The 17,953-nt window shown below is 60.2% G+C and carries 18 protein-coding genes; 11 read left to right on the top strand and 7 right to left on the bottom strand.

Features of this window, described 5'->3' with window-relative positions:
• The first annotated feature begins 38 nt into the window (after positions 1-38).
• Entirely contained in the window at positions 39-890 is an 852-nt protein-coding gene (locus tag I2H36_RS02915; protein ID WP_196262355.1) for a sulfite exporter TauE/SafE family protein, read from the top strand.
• A gap of 45 nt (positions 891-935) precedes the next feature.
• Positions 936-1,415, top strand: coding sequence for an opioid growth factor receptor-related protein (locus tag I2H36_RS02910; RefSeq protein ID WP_196262354.1), 480 nt, complete (start codon positions 936-938; stop codon positions 1,413-1,415).
• A 13-nt stretch (positions 1,416-1,428) separates the two neighbouring features.
• On the opposite strand, the gene I2H36_RS02905 is transcribed toward I2H36_RS02910, so the two are convergent.
• From I2H36_RS02905 to I2H36_RS02880, 6 genes are all read right to left on the bottom strand, one after another.
• Positions 1,429-2,952, bottom strand: coding sequence for a carboxypeptidase M32 (locus I2H36_RS02905; protein WP_196262353.1), 1,524 nt, complete (start codon positions 2,950-2,952; stop codon positions 1,429-1,431).
• Between the two features lie 14 nt (positions 2,953-2,966).
• Entirely contained in the window at positions 2,967-3,971 is a 1,005-nt protein-coding gene (locus I2H36_RS02900; protein WP_196262352.1) for an ABC transporter ATP-binding protein, read from the bottom strand.
• Positions 3,923-4,942, bottom strand: coding sequence for an ABC transporter ATP-binding protein (locus I2H36_RS02895; protein WP_196262351.1), 1,020 nt, complete (start codon positions 4,940-4,942; stop codon positions 3,923-3,925). Before I2H36_RS02895 ends, I2H36_RS02900 begins: the two co-directional genes overlap by 49 nt.
• A complete protein-coding gene (locus tag I2H36_RS02890; RefSeq protein ID WP_196262350.1) occupies positions 4,939-5,850 on the bottom strand; it encodes an ABC transporter permease in 912 nt (303 codons plus the stop codon). Before I2H36_RS02890 ends, I2H36_RS02895 begins: the two co-directional genes overlap by 4 nt.
• On the bottom strand, positions 5,847-6,821 hold the full coding sequence (locus I2H36_RS02885) for an ABC transporter permease (RefSeq protein ID WP_196262349.1): 975 nt from the start codon (positions 6,819-6,821) through the stop codon (positions 5,847-5,849). The genes I2H36_RS02890 and I2H36_RS02885 overlap by 4 nt, the downstream gene beginning before the upstream one ends.
• 144 nt (positions 6,822-6,965) lie before the next feature.
• Entirely contained in the window at positions 6,966-8,546 is a 1,581-nt protein-coding gene (locus tag I2H36_RS02880; RefSeq protein WP_196262348.1) for an ABC transporter substrate-binding protein, read from the bottom strand.
• A 96-nt stretch (positions 8,547-8,642) separates the two neighbouring features.
• On the opposite strand from I2H36_RS02880, the gene I2H36_RS02875 reads away from it, so the two are divergent.
• The 9 genes from I2H36_RS02875 (at position 8,643) to I2H36_RS02835 (ending at position 16,685) form a co-directional block, all read left to right on the top strand.
• Complete coding sequence (locus I2H36_RS02875) at positions 8,643-9,719, top strand: GntR family transcriptional regulator (protein ID WP_196262347.1); 1,077 nt, start codon at positions 8,643-8,645, stop codon at positions 9,717-9,719.
• Positions 9,716-10,411, top strand: a complete 696-nt coding sequence (locus I2H36_RS02870) for a creatininase family protein (RefSeq protein WP_196262346.1) — start codon at positions 9,716-9,718, stop codon at positions 10,409-10,411. Before I2H36_RS02875 ends, I2H36_RS02870 begins: the two co-directional genes overlap by 4 nt.
• The gene (locus I2H36_RS02865; RefSeq protein ID WP_196262345.1) at positions 10,411-11,427 is read left to right on the top strand and encodes a ketopantoate reductase family protein; all 1,017 of its coding nucleotides are present in this window, start codon (positions 10,411-10,413) and stop codon (positions 11,425-11,427) included. Before I2H36_RS02870 ends, I2H36_RS02865 begins: the two co-directional genes overlap by 1 nt.
• The gene (locus I2H36_RS02860; RefSeq protein ID WP_196262344.1) at positions 11,424-12,179 is read left to right on the top strand and encodes an SDR family NAD(P)-dependent oxidoreductase; all 756 of its coding nucleotides are present in this window, start codon (positions 11,424-11,426) and stop codon (positions 12,177-12,179) included. The genes I2H36_RS02865 and I2H36_RS02860 overlap by 4 nt, the downstream gene beginning before the upstream one ends.
• Positions 12,180-12,226: 47 nt before the next feature.
• Positions 12,227-13,123 carry a polysaccharide deacetylase family protein gene (locus I2H36_RS02855; protein ID WP_210330897.1) on the top strand — a complete coding sequence of 299 codons (897 nt, stop codon included), beginning with the start codon at positions 12,227-12,229 and terminating at the stop codon, positions 13,121-13,123.
• Entirely contained in the window at positions 13,123-14,157 is a 1,035-nt protein-coding gene (locus tag I2H36_RS02850) for a DmpA family aminopeptidase (protein WP_196262343.1), read from the top strand. Before I2H36_RS02855 ends, I2H36_RS02850 begins: the two co-directional genes overlap by 1 nt.
• 25 nt (positions 14,158-14,182) lie before the next feature.
• Positions 14,183-15,154 carry an isoaspartyl peptidase/L-asparaginase family protein gene (locus I2H36_RS02845; RefSeq protein ID WP_196262342.1) on the top strand — a complete coding sequence of 324 codons (972 nt, stop codon included), beginning with the start codon at positions 14,183-14,185 and terminating at the stop codon, positions 15,152-15,154.
• Positions 15,155-15,248: 94 nt separating this feature from the next.
• Positions 15,249-16,103, top strand: a complete 855-nt coding sequence (locus I2H36_RS02840) for an oxidoreductase (protein WP_196262341.1) — start codon at positions 15,249-15,251, stop codon at positions 16,101-16,103.
• Between the two features lie 123 nt (positions 16,104-16,226).
• Positions 16,227-16,685 (top strand): YbaK/EbsC family protein, encoded by a 459-nt coding sequence (locus tag I2H36_RS02835; RefSeq protein WP_196262340.1) that lies wholly within the window; start codon positions 16,227-16,229, stop codon positions 16,683-16,685.
• A gap of 65 nt (positions 16,686-16,750) precedes the next feature.
• Here the strand turns inward: I2H36_RS02835 and I2H36_RS02830 are convergent, their stop codons facing one another.
• The gene (locus tag I2H36_RS02830) at positions 16,751-17,899 is read right to left on the bottom strand and encodes a glycerophosphodiester phosphodiesterase (protein WP_196262339.1); all 1,149 of its coding nucleotides are present in this window, start codon (positions 17,897-17,899) and stop codon (positions 16,751-16,753) included.
• Positions 17,900-17,953 lie beyond the last annotated feature (54 nt).

Raw genomic sequence — 17,953 nt, 5'->3', positions numbered from 1 at the left:
CTCTACGGTCCTTCTACTTTTATACGGTGGATCTTCCGATGCTCGGCATACCCCTTTTCGATCTGGCTTGGCTCATGGTGGCACTGCTGGCGGCTGGAGCCATTACTGGCCTGCTGGCAGGGGTGTTCGGCGTCGGCGGAGGCGCCGTGGCCGTGCCAATCCTCTATGAGTTGTTCCGCATCCTGGAGGTGCCGGAGGAAGTCCGCATGCCGCTCTGCGTCGGCACGTCCCTGGCTATCATCATCCCTACGTCCTTGCGTTCCTTCTCTGCACATAAGGCTAAAGGTGCGGTCGACATGACGATCCTGCGCGTCTGGGCCGTCCCGGTGGTGCTTGGCGTCGTCGTTGGCAGCGTCATTGCCCGCTACGCCCCCGCCGACCTGTTCAAAACTGTCTTCGTCGTGGTAGCCGGCATCTCGGCCATTCGCTTGCTCTTCGGCAAAGATACTTGGCGCTTCGGTCTCGACATGCCGGCAAAGCCCATCATGATCGCTTATGGCTGGCTCATCGGTATTCTCTCGGCCCTGATGGGCATTGGCGGAGGCCAGCTCTCCAATCTGTTCATGACCTTCTACAACCGCCCGATCCATCAGGCGGTGGCAACCTCGTCGGGTCTTGGGCTTCTCATCTCGATCCCGGGCGCCATCGGGTACATTTATGCCGGATGGCCGCACATGGCCGACTACCCTAACGTAGTCGCCTTCCAGCTGCCGCTGGCGCTTGGTTATGTATCGCTTCTCGGTTTCGTGCTATTCATCCCCACTAGCACTTGGATGGCGCCTGTGGGTGCCCGCCTCGCGCACCGCCTCTCCAAGCGTCGGCTCGAGGTGGCTTTCGGCATCTTCCTGCTGCTCGTCTGCGCCCGCTTCGCCGCCAGCCTTGTCACCTGAGCTATTGGCAGCTCCAATCTGCGAAGCCGAAGAGGAGGCCGCTCCATGGCAGAGTCAACGGCAGGGCCCCTTCATGCTTTTCTTGCGGGTGTGGGGCAGGACGGGCGCGGGCGTCTGGCTGTCGATGTACTCAACTTCTCTGACTGCGACCTCGAGGCAGTTCACGATTACATTCAGTGGCTATTCCCGCTCCAAAGCCGCAGCGCGGCACAGCCGCACTCCCCCATTCTGACGCTGGATGAGATCGCGGCGATCAGAGCTGATCCACGTGCTGTCGCTACCCTCAAGGCGGCAACTGAACGATTGTTACGCTTTTACCGAGACACGCAATGGTGGTTAATCTCGCACGATCACAATCATCTGCGGATTACGCGGATCCTCCATAGCCTAAGGCTTCTCGTCGGACCTGATGAGGCCATAGCTTTTCACAAGGCGATCCTCGCACTGCATGAGGCAGCAGGAGCCCCCGTCAACACCCGCAGCCTGCATTTCTGGGCAAAAGCTGCGGGCGATGTCGGTCCCTGAGCGGCCAAGCTGCTTAGGCAGCATATTTGTTCCGCAGATAGGTAAGATAGGGTGCCGGATGGAGACGTCGGCCTGTCTCGCGCTCCAGCAGTTCGTCGCGCATGAAGCGGCGGCCATGCTGCCAAATCCTAGTACGGAGTTCCTCAGCAAGAATACCGTAGTCACCTGCTGCAATGGAGGCGTCGAGGGACCCGTTTTGCTGGCGCAGAGTCTCCATCACCTGAGCACCCATGACGTTGCCAATAGTGTAGGTCGGGAATGAGCCGATATAGCCGGTCGACCAGTGTACGTCCTGCAGAACGCCCTTAGCGTCATTCGGGACAGTCAGACCTAGATCGCGCTTGATGGACGCATTCCACGCGCCGGGTAATTCCGAGACAGGGAGCGAGCCGTCCATGAGCGCGCATTCGAGATCGACGCGGAGCATGATGTGAAGATCGTAGGTGAGTTCATCCGCCTCGACCCGAATGAAGCCGGGCTCGACTCGGGTGACGGCGCGATAAAATTCCTCTGCGCTCACATCGCCAAGCTGTCCTGGAAAATGCTGCTGCAGATCCGGGAAATGCCTTTCCCAGAAGCTGCGGCTGCGAACGATATGGTTCTCCCAGAGGCGAGACTGGGACTCATGCGCCCCGAAGCTGGTGCCGCCGACCGCATAAAGCCCCACAAGGTCTGTTGCCAAGCTCGTGCGGGTATAGGCCGGGTCGACGCCCTGCTCGTAGAGGCCGTGCCCGGTTTCGTGGGCGGTGCCGAAGATGGAGGCCGGAAGATAATTTTGGTTATAGCGTGTGGTGATCCGCACGTCGTTGCGGGTGAATGACACCTCGAACGGATGCACGGTGGTGTCGAGACGTCCGCGCTGGAGATCATAACCAAGCTTCTTGGCAAGACTCAGGCCGAAGGCCCGCTGCCCCGCTTCGGGAAAGTCACGGAACAAGAAATCTGAACGAGGCTGGGGTCGCGATCGGGCGGTTTCCAAGATCGGCAGCAATCCGTCCCGAAGCGTCGAGAACAGAGACTTGAGGCTCGCAGCGGTCTCCCCCGGTTCATAGATCGACACCATGGCATCGTAAGGGTGTGCCCCCCAGCCGATGCAATCGGCATAGGCACGCGACATCTCGACGGTCTTAGCGAGATGAGGCTCGTAGATCGAGAACTCGCTCTTCGACCGCGCCTCAATCCAGGCAGATTGCGCGACGGTGCGAAGAGCCGCCCGTTCCTGGATCAAGGATGCCGGAACCCTGCGATGATGTTCGACCGCGTGGCGCGTCTGCTCGACCATACGCCGCCCGGCCGCGTCCGCCGGCATTCCTTCAAGAGACCGCTCGGCCTCCTCAAGCGCCCTTTCGGTCTCGGATGCGAGAAGAAGGTCGCGTGCAATGCGGGTCAGGGTCGCAATCTGATGGCCGCGGGTTTCCGCACCACCCGTGGGCATCATCGTACGGGAGTCCCAGGTGAGCAGGGAGGTTGCGTTCAGGACATCATTGACGGCGGCAATGCGCTCCTGGAGCGCCGCGAGGGAAGATTGTTGGGTCATTTCGTTCTCTGATGTTAGTCCGTACCGCCGGTGTTGAGATGACAGGCGGAGAAGCGGCCGGGCCCTATGGCAGCCAGCGGCGGAGCTTCCCGCTTGCAGCGCGGACCGGCAAAGGGGCAACGCGGGTGGAAATGGCATCCGCTCGGAGGATTGAGCGGAGATGGGATTTCACCGGCAATGGGCCGAAAGTTCTTTCGGCCAACGCCTACACGAGGAACACTTTCGAAGAGCGCTCGGGTGTACGGATGGTTCGGATGAGCATAGAGCTCTGCCGTCGGCGCGAGTTCGACGATGCGCCCGAGATACATAATTGCCACTCGGTCGGAGACGTGCCGCACCACACCGAGATCGTGGCTGATGAAGATCCCTGTCAGATCGAGATCGCGGCGCAGGTCCATGAATAGGTTCAGCACCTGCGCCTGGATGGACACATCGAGGGAGGCCACTGGCTCGTCGAGTACGAGGAGGTCCGGTTTCATGGCCAGCGCGCGGGCGATGGCGATGCGCTGCCGCTGCCCGCCTGAGAATTGGTGTGGAAAGCGCCTGCGGTAGCTCGGATCGAGACCTACGCGACCCAGCATGTCAGCTACATAAGAATCCGCTTCGCGTCCTTTGACGATGCTGTGGGCTACCGGTCCCTCGGCCACCGTGTCACCGATCCGGATGCGCGGGTTAAGGCTGGCAAAGGGATCCTGGTGGATCATCTGGACACGGGTGGTCAGCTTCTGCGTGCGCCGCCCCTGCTCCTTGGCCACGGGTGCATTACCGAAGAGGATCTTGCCGTCGCTCGGGGTGTAGATACCGGCGATCATACGCCCGAGCGTCGACTTTCCGCAGCCGGACTCGCCGACGAGGCCAACGACCTCGCCTTTGCCGACACTGAGGCTGACATCCGTCACCGCGCGCACGATCTCGGTCGACCGGCCCGCACCGAGAAGTCCCGCGATCCGCTCCCCAATATTAGGGCGCTTTACGAAGCGCTTCGATACGTGGTCGATGTCAAGGAGAGCGGCTGGCATGAAACGGGCTCGATTGGATAATGGCAGAGGGCGGTACGCCCGCCCTCGAAATGCTGGACAGGCGGTGTGGTGGTGCAGGCAGGTCCCGCCTTGGCGCAACGAGGCGCAAAGGCACAACCCTGAGGCAGATTCGCCAGGGATGGCGTGGACCCGGGAACTTGTGGGAGTTTCGTGCCGGGCTCATGCTCGGCCGGAACTGATGCGAGAAGCCCTGCCGTGTAGGGATGACGCGGCGACGCTATGACGTCCGCGGCGGGGCCGCTTTCGACCACACGTCCCGCATACATAACGCAGATGTCATCGGCGAGGCTCGACACCACGGCGAGGTCGTGGGTGACCCAGACGAAGGCGGTACCGGTCTCATCCGCGAGGCGTCGCACTTCGGCAAGAATCTGCCCCTGAATGGAGACGTCGAGCGCTGTGGTCGGCTCATCGGCAATGATGACCGCAGGGCTGTGCAAAAGCGCAATCGCAATGGCTACGCGCTGACGCATCCCTCCTGAGAGCTGATGCGGATAGGCCTCGAGACGCTCATCCGGGCTCGGAATTCCGACCTTGGCCAGGGCATCGCGTGCCTTAACACGAGCTGCCTTGCGAGAGACCTTCGCGTGCGCCCGCACGGCCGCGATCATCTGCGTTCCGATCTTGAGAACCGGATTCAGAGTCATCATCGGGTCTTGGAAGACCATGGCGATCTGAGCACCACGGACCTGACGCATGGCATCGCCCTTGAGGCGAGTGATATCCTTACCATTGAGAATGATTTCGCCACCTGCGACTTTGCCGGGGGCTTCGATTAGTCCCAGAATCGAGTAGCCGGTCACGCTCTTACCTGAACCGGACTCGCCGACAAGGCCGAGTATGCGTCCACAGGCAACCTCGAAGCTGACGCCATCGACCGCTTTCAGAACGCCGCCCCGCGTCTGGAACTGCGTCTGGAGATTGTTGACGCGAAGAACCGCATCGCTCATCGGCTGTTCCTCGGATTCAGAACGCTGCGAACTTGGTCACCTACCAGATTGATGGCAACGACCGTCAGCATGAGGGCAATGCCCGGATAGATCGAGATCCAGTAGCGGCCAGATAGCAGGAACTGGAAGCCATTGGAGATCAGTGAGCCAAGCGAAGGCTGGGTAATCGGCAAACCGAGTCCTAGGAAGGACAGTGTCGCTTCGAGCGCAATGGAATTTGCCACCTGCACCGTCGCCACGACGATCAGGGGTGGCAATGCGTTAGGAAGGAGGTGGCGGAACAGAACATGACGCGCCGGGAGCGGGGTGGAGAGAGCAGCCTCGATATAGTCCTTGCGTCGCTCCGCACTCGCTGCCCCGTGGGTCGTGCGCGCAAAGTAGGCGTACTGCGCGGCGACTAGAGCGGCAACGAGCTGCATCAGCCCCTGCCCCAGCAACGCGACCAGAACCAGTGCCAGAAGAATTGCGGGAAGAGACAGCTGAAGGTCGATGACGCGCATGATGAGAGCTTCGACTCGGCCGCCATAATAAGCCGCGATGAGCCCCACCGTAGTGCCAAGGACCAGTGCGAGAGTGCCCGCCATGACGCCGACGATCAGGCTGGTCCGCAGACCGTAGAGGATGGCGGAAAAGATGTCGCGACCGGCTGCATCGGTCCCGAGCCAATGGACATAGCCGCCAGAACCGGTCTCGCCAGGCTCGAGCCGCGCATCGAACAGGTCGAGAGCCTCCTGGTTGTATGGGTCCTGCGGTGCCACGAAAGGCGCGAGGATGGCCATGAGAACCACAACGACCACCACGATCAGAGCGGCAATGGCCACAGGGCTCTGCCGAAAGTCGGACCAGAAGTTCGCGAATCGGCTCCAGGTTGTCTCGGCCGGTAGAGTGAGTGCGGGAGAACTGCTCATGAAGCGGCCTTTACGCGAATACGCGGATCGAGCTGGCCGTAGATGAGATCGACCACGAGATTGATCATGACGAAGAGGAACACCACGAGGATAAGATAGGCGACCATCACGGGGCGGTCGAGCACGGTAATGGAGTCGATAATCAGCTTACCCATCCCGGGCCAGTTGAAGACAGTCTCAGTGACCACAGCGAAGGCCAGCGTCGAGCCGAGTTCAAGGCCGAATACCGTTACGATGGGAATCGAGATGTTCTTCAACACGTGGAGGCCCACGACCTTGCCCTCAGATAGGCCCTGGGCGCGGGCAAAGCGCACATAGTCTGAGCTCATCACCTCAACGGTGCCCGCACGCGTCAGACGAATGAGAAGGCCGAGCTTGAACAATGCGAGATTTAGCGCTGGCAGGAGGATGTGGCTCCAGCCTTCCAGCGAGGTAATCGACAGGTTCATGCCGAGAACTTCGGTCGTTGGCCCCCGCCCACCGGAGGGCAACCAGCCGAGCTCGACGGCGAATACCATGATGAGCAGCAGCCCAACCCAGAAACTTGGCACGCTGAAGCCGAGCACTGAGAAGCCCATGATGGCCTTCGCGGATAATGATTCAGGCTTGTAGCCGGCCCACAGGCCAAGCGGAATTCCAAGACATGTGGCAATCATCATCGCTGTCAGCGCGAGTTCCAGCGTTGCCGGCAGGCGCGATAGGATCAGGTTCAACACCGGCAGCCGATAGATGAAAGACTCTCCAAGATCTCCGTGGAGCATGTTGTTCATGAAGATGAAATACTGCTCAATCAGAGGACGATCGAAGCCGTAGCGCTGAATCAGCGCTGCGCGAAGCGCTTGGTCGGAGGCCGGATCGATCATGACGTCGATGGGGTTGCCGATGGCATAAACGCCCAGGAACACGATGATCGACATGGCGATCACGACCATGAGAGCCTGCAGGACGCGTTGGATGAGAAAACCGATCATGCTGTCTCGTGAATGGACATCAATCCGGGGAGCCCGACGATTGCCGTCCGGCATTCCACGAATATCACCAATGAAAAAGCCGGAGGAAAATAGCTTTCCCTCCGGAAGAGATCAGCCGGAGAAATCCGGCTGACTTTGTCAGGATCAGCTCTTCGGCTTGATCTCGTAGGCTAGGGTCTCTTGATCGACGCGAGCCGGGATGGTCAGCATGCCCTTCTTGGCGGCCCAAACCGTCTGGATCTGCACGGTCGGGATCAGGGCACGGTCGTTCATAGAGATTTCCGTCACCTTCTCGAAGAGAGCGCGACGCTTCGTGTCGTCCATGGTGCGGGCGCCTTCCTGAAGCAGCTTGTCCACCTCCGGGTTGGAATAACCCTGCTTGTTGAATGCGCCGAGACCAACCTGCGGGTCTGCCGTGTGAACGAGCGAGCCGTATGTATAGCTCGCCTCACCCGTCAGCGTGCCCCAGCCGCTCATCCAGAGGGAGAATTCACCCTTCTGCTGCGCCGGGAAGAACACGGTTCCATTGAGGGCGTTAGCGTTCACCTTCAATCCAGCTCGAGCCCACATCTGCGAGAGAGCCTCGCACACCGCCGCATCGCCCGGGAGGCGGTTGTTGGTGCAGTGGAAGTCGATTTCGAAGCCCTTCGGGTAGCCCGCATCGGCAAGAAGCTGCTTTGCCTTCGCCAGATCATACGGGCGTTCGGGCAGGTTCTTGTTGCCGCCGAAGAAGCTGGCGGGCATCAGCTGGTTAGCCGGGCGACCGAGGCCCTCAAGCACAACGCGCACGAGCGTCTTGCGATCGATTGCGAGATCCATGGCCTCACGAACCTTGGGGTCTCGCAGCGGGTTGGCGTCAATCTCCTTGCCGTCGACCTTGACCTTCTTCGGCAGGGTCTCCTTCACGTTGGGCGTAAGGTTGAGGAAGTAGACCGAGTCGGCCACGAAAGTGTCGACCGACTTGTCCTTCTGCATCGCAGCATAGTCGGTGGCCGGCACATAATTGACGAGATCCACCTGACCGGACTTCATCGCCGCCATGCGGGCCGGATCGCTCGGGATTTCCTTACGAACCACCTTCTGCCAGGGCTGCTTGCCACCCCAGTAGTTGTCGTTGCGCTCCAGGACGAGGTCGCCCTTAGGTTCCCAAGATACAAATTTGTAAGGACCAGTCCCGATGGCAGCCTTGCCCGAATTGAACTGCTCGTTGCGGGCTTCCATGCCGACGTTCTTCGACACGACGAAGAGGCGGATGAAGTCGTTCGGCAGGGTCGGCGCAGGAGCCTTGGTCTTAACGTGCAGGGTGTATTTGTCGGCGACCTTCGTCTCCGCAACCTGCTTCGTGTAGATCGTCATGCTCATTGGACCGGTGACGACCGGGATGCGGTCGATCGAGAACTTCACGTCCTCAGCAGTGAGTTCCGACCCGTCGTGAAATTTCACGCCTTCACGAATCTTGAACTCCCAGGTCGTTTCATCGATCGGCTTCCACGAGGTCGCAAGACCGGGCTTCAGACCCAGGTTCTCGTCCGACATGACAACCGTATCGAAGATATGACGCAGAGCCTCTGCTTGGCTGCCCAGGGTTGACCAGTGCGGGTCGATGGAGTCGGGGCCAGCCCGCAGACCCATGGTCAGAGTTTGGGCTGATACGCCACCGCTAAGGACGGTGCCAAGAACGAGAGCTGCGACGAGTGATCCACCCAGCTTGAAGTTTTGTTTCAATTCACTTCCCCTCTTGCTAAGACCCTGGCTTTTCGTCCAAGGTGTTCTTATCGATTAGAACGGTAGGCCCTCTGAACACGAAAAGTCAACAGCACCTTGCCTAAACTCCAACCAGCATCTGACCCTTATGAGGGCAGCCGTTATAGTGACACGGAACAGAGCCCCGACGAGCGCATTCTTGCCAACCTCGCAGGGGCACTCGACCGCACGCTCCCTGTTTCGCTTGGCACGCAATTGCGTGGGTTGATCGAGTTCGGAATTGCGTTGGGCGAGTTACCCACCGGCCAACGTCTGCCCTCCGTTCGTGAGTTGGCAGAGCGGGCTGGGATCGCGCACATGACTGTGGCCACAGTCTATCGAGAACTGCGCGAGTCAGGACTTATCGAGGCAAAGCCGGGGGCCGGCACCTATGTGGGAGACGGGCACAACAGCGACGGCCTGCGCTCCCATGCGATTCGCAAGATCCAACGCCGGGTCGAGGTGCTCTTCAACGAGGCCGAGCAGCTGGGTCTCGCCCCATCCGTCGTATCGTCGCTCGTGAATGCCCGCGCCGCACGTGGTCCAACGCCCACGCGCCCGCTGCGGCTGGTCATGGTGGGCAACTTCATTGAAACGACCCAGCAATATGCCAATCGAATTCAGGACCATCTTGGCTCCGACGATACCATCGCCGTCACGACAGTAGATTCCCTGCATGCAGGGGAGGCCTTTCCCCTGCCCTGCGACATCTGCGTGACGCTGGCGCATCGCCGCGGCGAAGTCGAGCATCTCGTGCCAAGCGGTATCCCGGTCGTCGGCTTGAGCTTCATTCCCGCTGAGGAGACGCGGGCTCAGCTCGCGCTGCTTGATCCTATGGCACAGGTTGGGCTCGTGTCGATCTTTCCCGAATTCGCCGCTTTGATGAAGCCCGGCGTCCTGCGATTTGCACCTCACGTGTCGACGGTCGATGTTCGGTTGATCACGGCCCCTGACCTCGCAGCCTTTCTGACCCAAATTGATGTGGCAATCTATGCCAGCGGTGCCGAGGCGACTGTGAAGAGGCTTCTGCCGGCAGGCCGACAGGCTTTGGAATTCCGCTATGTGCCGGACCCGCATGCGATCCGCGCTACGCTGCTGCCCGTCCTCGAGCGCCTGCGCTCGGCAAACGTTTCTCAAGAGGAAGAGCCTTCATGAAAATCAGTGAGATGAACTGGCTTCAGGTGGAAGAATACCTGAAGACAGATGATCGCGCCGTTGTCCCATTGGGCTGCACGGAGCAGCACGCCTACCTGAGTCTCTCCGTCGACAGCATCCTGGCGGAACGTGTGGCCACTGAAGCAGCCGCACCGACCGGGGTTCCGGTCTTCCCGGTTCAGGCCTACGGCATCACACCCTATTTCATGGCCTATCCCGGCACGGTCTCGCTGAAGGCCGACACCTACCTGCGGATCATCACGGACATTCTCGATTCCCTAAAGCGCACGGGCTTCCGCCGCATTCTGTTCGTAAACGGGCACGGTGGGAATACACCGGGCCATACAGCAGCCATCGAATGGATGGGAGCCAATCAGGAATGCCGTGTGAAATTCCACAATTGGTGGAACGCTCCGCGCACCTTCGAGAAGGTGAAGGAGATCGATCCGGTTGCCTCGCATGCCTCCTGGATGGAGAACTTCCCCTGGACGCGTCTGCCCGACATCGAGCAGCCATCACATCAGAAACCCATGGTCGATCTGGAGCGTATGCGGACCTTCGGTCCGGAGGGTGTCCGTGAGATCCTGCAGGACGGCAATTTCGGTGGATACTTCCAGCGGTCCGACGAGGACATGAACGTCATCTGGTCAGTGGCCATCGACGAGACCCGCACCCTGATCGAGAATTGGTAATGAACGAGAACACGATCCTGATCTGGGGCGCCGGTGCCATCGGCGGTACCCTCGGCGCCTATTTCGCCCGTGCTGGCGAGGATGTGCTGCTCGTCGACATCGTCGAGCCGCATGTGGAAGCGATGAAGCGCGAAGGTCTTTTCATCGAAGGCCCTGTGGAAACCTTCCGCCAACCGGTGAAGGCCGTGTTGCCTAGTGAGGTGACCGGGCAGTTCAAGCGCATCATCCTCGCGGTCAAGGCTCACCATACCCGCGATGCCGTTCGGGCTCTCAAGCCCCATTTAGCTGAGGACGGCACCGTCCTCTCCGCGCAGAACGGGTTGAACGAGATCATCATAGCCGAAGAAATCGGTGCCGAGCGCACGATTGGATGCTTCGTCAACTTCGGCGCAGACTGGCTCGAACCCGGACGCGTTCTTTTTGGCAACCGCGCCGCCGTCGCAGTCGGCGGACTCGATGGTCAGGCGTCGGATTCGGTGCGCGACTATCACCGCCTGCTCTCGATCTTCGAGCCGAAGGCCGTGCTCACTGACAACATCTGGGGCTATCTCTGGGGCAAGCTCGGCTACGGCTCCCTGCTCTTCGCGACGGCACTGACGAACGCCTCCATGTCCGAGAACCTGGCGTCGGAGCGGCACTTCCCAGTTTACCAGCGTTTAGGCCGGGAAGTCATGGCCGTCGCGAAGACTCGCAACGTGAAGCTATTGGGCTTCAACGGCTTTGATCCCGACGCCTTCATGCCGGGAGCGGATGAAGCTGCAGCAAGGCGTTCTGTTGCCAACATGGCCGAGTTCAACCGGCATACGGCCAAGACTCATTCCGGCATCTGGCGCGATCTCGCTGTGCGCAAGCGCAAGACCGAGGTCGATGCGCAGATCGCCATCATTGGTGCTGTGGGCCAAGAGGCCGGCATACCCACGCCTGCCATCAATAAGCTGGTCGCCCTGATCCATGACATCGAGGATGGCCGCCGCGAACAATCCTGGTCTACGCTCGACGAGATGCTCAACCTATGAAACTTGACTTCACCAGCCGTCGTGTTGCCGTCACCGGCGCTGCACAGGGCATCGGACGAAGTATCGTCCAATGTCTTGCAGCCGAGGGTGCCCATGTGTGGGCCCTTGACTTGGATGAAGCTGGCCTCCGGGTTGCTGCCGAAGCCGGCGCCAAGGCAACCCGCACCCTCGATCTTGCAGATCGTGCCGCTGTAGCTGACGTTTTCGCCGACATGGCCGAGACACTTGGTGGGATCGACATCCTCGTGAACTGTGCAGGGGGCGTTCGCGGCCAAGTGGCGAGGCCCGTCGAGGAAGTGAGCGAGCAGGATTGGCTTGTTTTGTTCGAGGCCAATGTGCATGGCGCCTTCTGGTGTTCGCAGGCAGCGGCTCCGCATATGAAGCAGGGCAAGTTCGGACGCATCATCAACATTTCGTCCGGAGCGGGATTGCGACCGAGCCTCACGGGCATTCAAGCTTATACAGCTTCCAAGCATGCGTTGGTCGGTCTGACGAAGCAGCTCAGCTTCGAGCTCGGCCCCTTCTGCATAACGGTGAACAGTGTGGCACCCGGGTTCGTGCTCTCGAACCCTGCCACGCAGCGCCAATGGGAGAGTTACGGGCCGGAGGGCCAGGCGCGACTTGTGGAGAGCATCCATACTCGTCGCCTTGGCTATCCCCAGGATATTGCCAACGCTGTGATGTTTCTGGCATCGGACGCGGCAGCTTGGGTATCAGGCCAGATTATCTCAGTTGACGGTGGCCGCTCCTGACTTCATTGCCGCCCCTTAGATTACGCAGACAAGGAATTGAGAGCACTATGGACGAGATGAGCAGCCCGCCCTGGGGATGGGATGAGCAAACCTGGCGCAGCAAGGTGGAGCATGTGCGCGCTGGTCCCTCTCTGAAGCCCGCCAAATGGAAAAATGGTGCTCGCTGCGCCGTCGCGCTGTCGTTCGATTCCGACCACGAGACGAACGAGTTGCGCGATGGGGGACAATCAATCGGCCGCATGTCTCAGGGCCAGTATGGCAACCGCCAGGGCGTGCCGCGTATCCTGAGTGCTCTCGCCAAGTATGATGCCAAGGCAACCTTCTTCGTCCCGGCCGTCGCTGCCCTCCTCTATGAAGACGAGCAACGTCGGGTGATAGCAGAAGGCCATGAGATCGGCATTCACGGCTGGATTCACGAGCTCAACAGCCAACTGCCGTACAACATCGAACGCGACTTGATGTTCCGAGCATCCGATACCCTAGAAAAGATCACCGGGGTGCGTCCGGTCGGCATGCGCACGCCTTCCTGGGATTTCAGCCCCAGCACGTTGCGGATCGAGCGCGAACTCGGATTGCTGTATGATTCATCTCTAATGGCGGACGACGATCCTTATGAACTGCTCGAACAGGGTGAGCCAACCGGAATCGTAGAGCTTCCCGTTGAATGGATCAGGGATGACGCGGTCTATTTCAACATGCACCGATTCAACGGCCTGCGCCCGCACACACCGCCGACCGCCGTCTACGATATCTTCTTTCGAGAATTCGAGCGAGCCTACGAAGAAGGCGGCTTGTTCCTCCTCACCATGCACCCTCATGTGACGGGCTATCGATCACGCATCTGGATTCTGGAAAAGCTTCTCGAGGAAATCGCACAACGATCGGACGTTTGGGTAGCGACCCACGCGGAAATCGCAGATTTCGTGAAGGAGCAAGGTCTCTGATGCAACGCACTGCCCGCGCTCGGGACGTCGGCCTCGCCTGCGGCAATCTGCCGACAGGTGAGTTGAACAGCATCACGGACGTGCAGGGTGTTCGAGTCGGCCACCATACGCTGGTGGATGGAGATATCCGCACCGGGGTAACGGCTATTGTTCCCTATGGCGGCAATTTATATCGCGAGAAGCCGGTAGCGGCCGTACATGTCCTGAATGGGTTCGGAAAAAGCGCGGGTCTGATACAGGTAGAAGAACTGGGCACGATCGAGACCCCTATTCTTCTGACCAACACCCTCGCGGTTGGCACATGCTGCACTGCGCTGGTGAGACACGCGATTGAGCATAACCCGGATATCGGCCGAGAAACTGCCACGGTTAATCCTGTCGTGTTCGAGTGCAACGATGGCTATCTGAACGACATCCAGGCACTTGCCGTCACCGAAGAGGACGCACGCACCGCTTTGGCAAACGCCTCCTCTCGTTTCGATGTCGGCTCAGTGGGCGCCGGCTGCGGCATGAGTACCTTCGGCTTCAAAGGTGGCATCGGCACATCATCCCGGCGTCTGGACCTAGATGATCGGAGCTATCACCTAGGCGTACTCGTCCTTTCCAATTTTGGACGGGCTGGCGACTTGCGTCTTCCCGATGGCAGGGTTGTCGTTCAGCCTGAGACTCAGATGGAGAGATATGCCACTGAGAAAGGGTCGATCATCATCATTGCGGCTACGGACATCCCATTGAACGACCGGCAACTCAAGCGCGTCATCCGCCGCTCTGGTGTCGGACTCGCGCGCCTCGGATCGTTCTGGGGCCACGGCAGCGGCGACATTGCACTCGGCTTTACGACGGCCAATGTCCTCTCCCACGACGAGAAGGCAGCCCTGGTGAATATCTGCATCCTGAACGAGAATCGTATCGATCTGCTCTTCGAGGCGGTAGCCGATGCTACGCAGGAAGCCGTTATCGACGCCCTCGTCGCCGCCGGTTCCATGACCGGCCGCGCAGGACATCACCGTCCAGCCCTGACCGACGCTTTGTAACCCTTTTCAAAGGACACCTGCCCTTATGACCAGCAGCGCATCCGGTAACGACTTCGCCCTTGCAATCCATGGCGGCGCAGGAACGATTTTGCGCAGCAAGATGACGCCCGAGCGGGAAGCTGCCTATCATGCGGGCCTGCGCCGTGCCCTCGACGCGGGACGCATCGTTCTCGCCGACGGTGGAAGCGCGCTAAATGCGGTCACCGCCGCCGTAATGGCGCTCGAAGACGAGCCGCTTTTCAATGCCGGACGTGGCGCGGTTTACACATCGGCTGGCAAGCAGGAGATGGATGCTGCCGTTATGGACGGGCGTGACCGCTCCGCTGGAGCTGTTGCCGGGATCTGCGGCCCGCGCAATCCCATTCTTGCCGCCCGCGCCGTGATGGAGCATTCCGGCCACGTGCTGCTCATCGGCGAAAGCGCCATGGAGTTCTGTCGCCGTCAGGGTCTTGCTTTCGAGGAGGCATCCTACTTCTTCACCGAACAACGCTGGCAGGCCCTGCAGGAGACGCTTGCCATGCGCCAGAGCGGCGCGGACGATCAGGACGAGTCGCGCAAGCATGGCACCGTCGGGGCAGTGGCTCGCGACCGGCACGGGAATCTCGCTGCTGCGACCTCCACTGGCGGCATGACGGCAAAATCCCCAGGACGTGTGGGCGACAGCCCTGTCTTTGGCGCCGGAACCTGGGCTGACAACGAGACCTGTGCCATATCAGCAACCGGCCATGGCGAGATTTTCATCCGCTATGCAGCAGCCCACGAGATCGCTTCCCGCATGCGTTATACGGGCCAGACCCTGGACCAGGCATCGCACGGGGTCGTGATTGATATGCTTGCTCCGGCAGGAGGCTCGGGGGGCATCATTGCCGTGGATCGTGCTGGCAACGTGTCCCTGCCCTTCAACTGCTCGGGCATGTATCGCGGTGTCGTTAGAGGGGATGGCAGGCTCCTTACCGGAATCTATGACGAGCCGCTCATCGAATTTCAGATGGCTTAGCTTCGCTGAGTATGGAGGCGAGAAAGCCGGTTCACAGCCCTAGATCCGGCCCTATATGCCTTTGCCGCATCCGTCCGAGCAGAGGAGACCGCACATGCCACTGAACGACAATCCCGTCTGGTTTATTACAGGTTGCTCCACCGGGTTCGGGCGGGAGCTCGCTCAATTGGTCTTGCGCCGGGGCTGGCGCGCGGTGGTCACAGCCCGCGACGTCGGCAGGGTGCAGGACCTGACACAGGGACATGAGGAAAACGCGCTCCCGTTGTCACTCGACGTCAACAAGCCTGATCAGATCGCGGCAGCCGTGAAAGCGGCCGAGGACCGCTTCGGATCCATCGACGTCCTGGTGAACAATGCCGGCTACGGGTACCAGTCCTCCATCGAGGAAGGCAACGATGCCGAGATTCGCGCCCAGTTCGACACCAATGTCTTCGGCCTGGCAGCCATGACCCGGGCCGTGCTGCCAGGCATGAGGGCCCGTCGCCGCGGCCATATCGTCAACATCTCCTCACAGGCTGGCTTCATTGGCTTCGAGGGATCCGGTTACTACGCGGCGACCAAACACGCGGTGGAGGGCCTGTCCGACTCGCTCTCCCGCGAAGTGGCGCCGCTCGGCATCAAGGTGACCTGTGTCGAGCCTGGCCCATTCCGAACCGACTGGGCCGGTCGATCTTTGCAGCAGCGGCGTCCGATGATTGCCGATTATCAAGGCACAGTCGGAACCCGGCTTGAGGCTACCGCCAGTTACAGCGGCAAGCAGCCAGGTGACCCTGTGCGAGCCGTGGAGGCCATCATCAAAGCGGTCGAGGCGGAAAACCCGCCCAAGCATCTGGTACTGGGCTCCATCGCCCTGGAAGGCGTCCGGAACAAGTTGAAGGAAACCCTGGCCGAGATCGAGGTCTGGGCCGAAACGAGCAGGGGGGCGGACTATCCCGAGGGTGATCGCTAGGGCAGAGTTTGCCTTCCTGGCAGGCTGGCGGCTATCATAAGAGCAGTCCTTGCACCTGTGAGGGACGCCTGTCTTTGAGACGCTCCCACATATCCCCGCCATTCTGAAGGGAGTCATCCGGCCATGAGCTTTGAATCCGTTCGCGCCTTTCTCGCCCAGAACGCACCGGACCTCGAGATCATCAAAATGGAAACGAGCACCGCCACTGTCGCGCAAGCTGCGGAAGCTCATGGTGTTGGGCCAGAGAAAATCGCCAAAACTCTGTCCCTAAGGGTTGGCGAGAAAAGCTTTCTCGTCGTCACGAGCGGCACTGCACGGCTGGACAACAAGAAGGTGAAGGCGACCTTCGGCGGCAAGGCTTCGATGCTGGATGCGGAGCAGGTCAAGGCGCTGACAGGCCATCCGGTTGGCGGGGTCTGCCCCTTTGGCTTGGCAACGCCCCTGCCCGTTTATTGCGACATCTCGCTGAAAGCGTTCGACGAAGTTGTCCCTGCTGCGGGCTCCATCCACACGGCCGTACGCATTCATCCGCAGCGCATGGCCGATCTTGTCAGCGCCGACTGGGTGGATGTATGTCGATAAAGCTCTGCACTTACAAGAAGCCCGGCATCGGATGATGCCGGGTAGCTCTTAGAATATTCTGATGATCAACGCGCCTTCACGGCGGTATCGGGGAAGTCGCTGAAGAGGCCATCAACGCCGAGAGCATAGAACGCCTTGTACTCGGCCGCCGGATCACCCTTGAAAGTCGAGGCTAGGCGCTTAGGCTCGTTGCGGAAGGTCCAGGTGAACACCTGGAGGCCCGCAGCATGGGCGTCCTTCACAACACTGGATGGTTCAGCGAGAACACGATCCTGCTCATCGGCCTTTCCGTCGCCGTTCAGGTCGTCCGCCTTGCCGTCGCTGTTCTGGTCAACCTGCTTGGTCGGGAGGATGTAGGGCTTCCACGGCGCGAGGATGTCAGCATAGGACTTAACCTCAGCCAAGCCTTCCTTCGTCAGAAGGTCCTTGTAGGTGCGCTTGTCGCCAACCACCACAAAATCATAGGGTTGGGCATAGGGCGCGCTGAGGACGATGTTGCCGTCCTTGTCCACGTCCTCAGCATCCAGCAGCTGCGCCAGCTTCACGTCGATCCGCGTGTCAAGGTATTTCAGATTAGCTACCTCGAAGCTTTGAATGACCACAGGCGCGGATGCGTCAGCCCAGCCGGCCTCCTTCAGGACGTTCACCAGCCGGTCTTCTATTGGTAAACCGAGAGCGGCATGGAAGGTCGAATGCTTGGTCTCCGGAGCAATGCCGACAGCCCTCCCTCTTGCAACGCCTTCCTTCTTGGCCAGGTCGATCACTTCCTGCAGGGTCGGAATCTGAAGCTGACCATTCTTCGATTGATCGCGGTCGGCCATGGCCTGCTTGGCGCGGAGCTGCTTAATCTCGGCGAGGGTGAAGTCGCTGGCAAACCAGTCACTCGTATCGACGCCGTCGACCTTGCGGGTCGTCTTGCGGGAGGCGAATTCAGGCCGGTTCGCCACATCGGTGGTACCGCTCAGCATCGGCTCGTGCCGAGCGATCAGCACGCCGTCTTTCGTGACGACGAGATCGGGCTCGATAAAATCAGCTCCCATCTCAACGGCCATCTTGTAGCCTTCAAGCGTATGCTCTGGCAGATAGCCGCTGGCTCCGCGGTGGGCGACCACAATGGTCGGTGTACCGGTCAGCGTTCTTTCCTGAGCCTGTGATGATCCGATCATCACAGGCAGAATGACAGTTACGGATCCGATCAGTGCAAGATAGTTCATGGTCTCTCCTCCTGAACAGGTCTCTAGAGGCGTTTCTGTGACGCCGTGATGACC

The organism is Microvirga terrestris (genome assembly GCF_015694425.1).
GTDB classification, from domain to species: domain Bacteria; phylum Pseudomonadota; class Alphaproteobacteria; order Rhizobiales; family Beijerinckiaceae; genus Microvirga; species Microvirga terrestris.
This window is presented reverse-complemented; position numbering and strand designations above follow the sequence as displayed.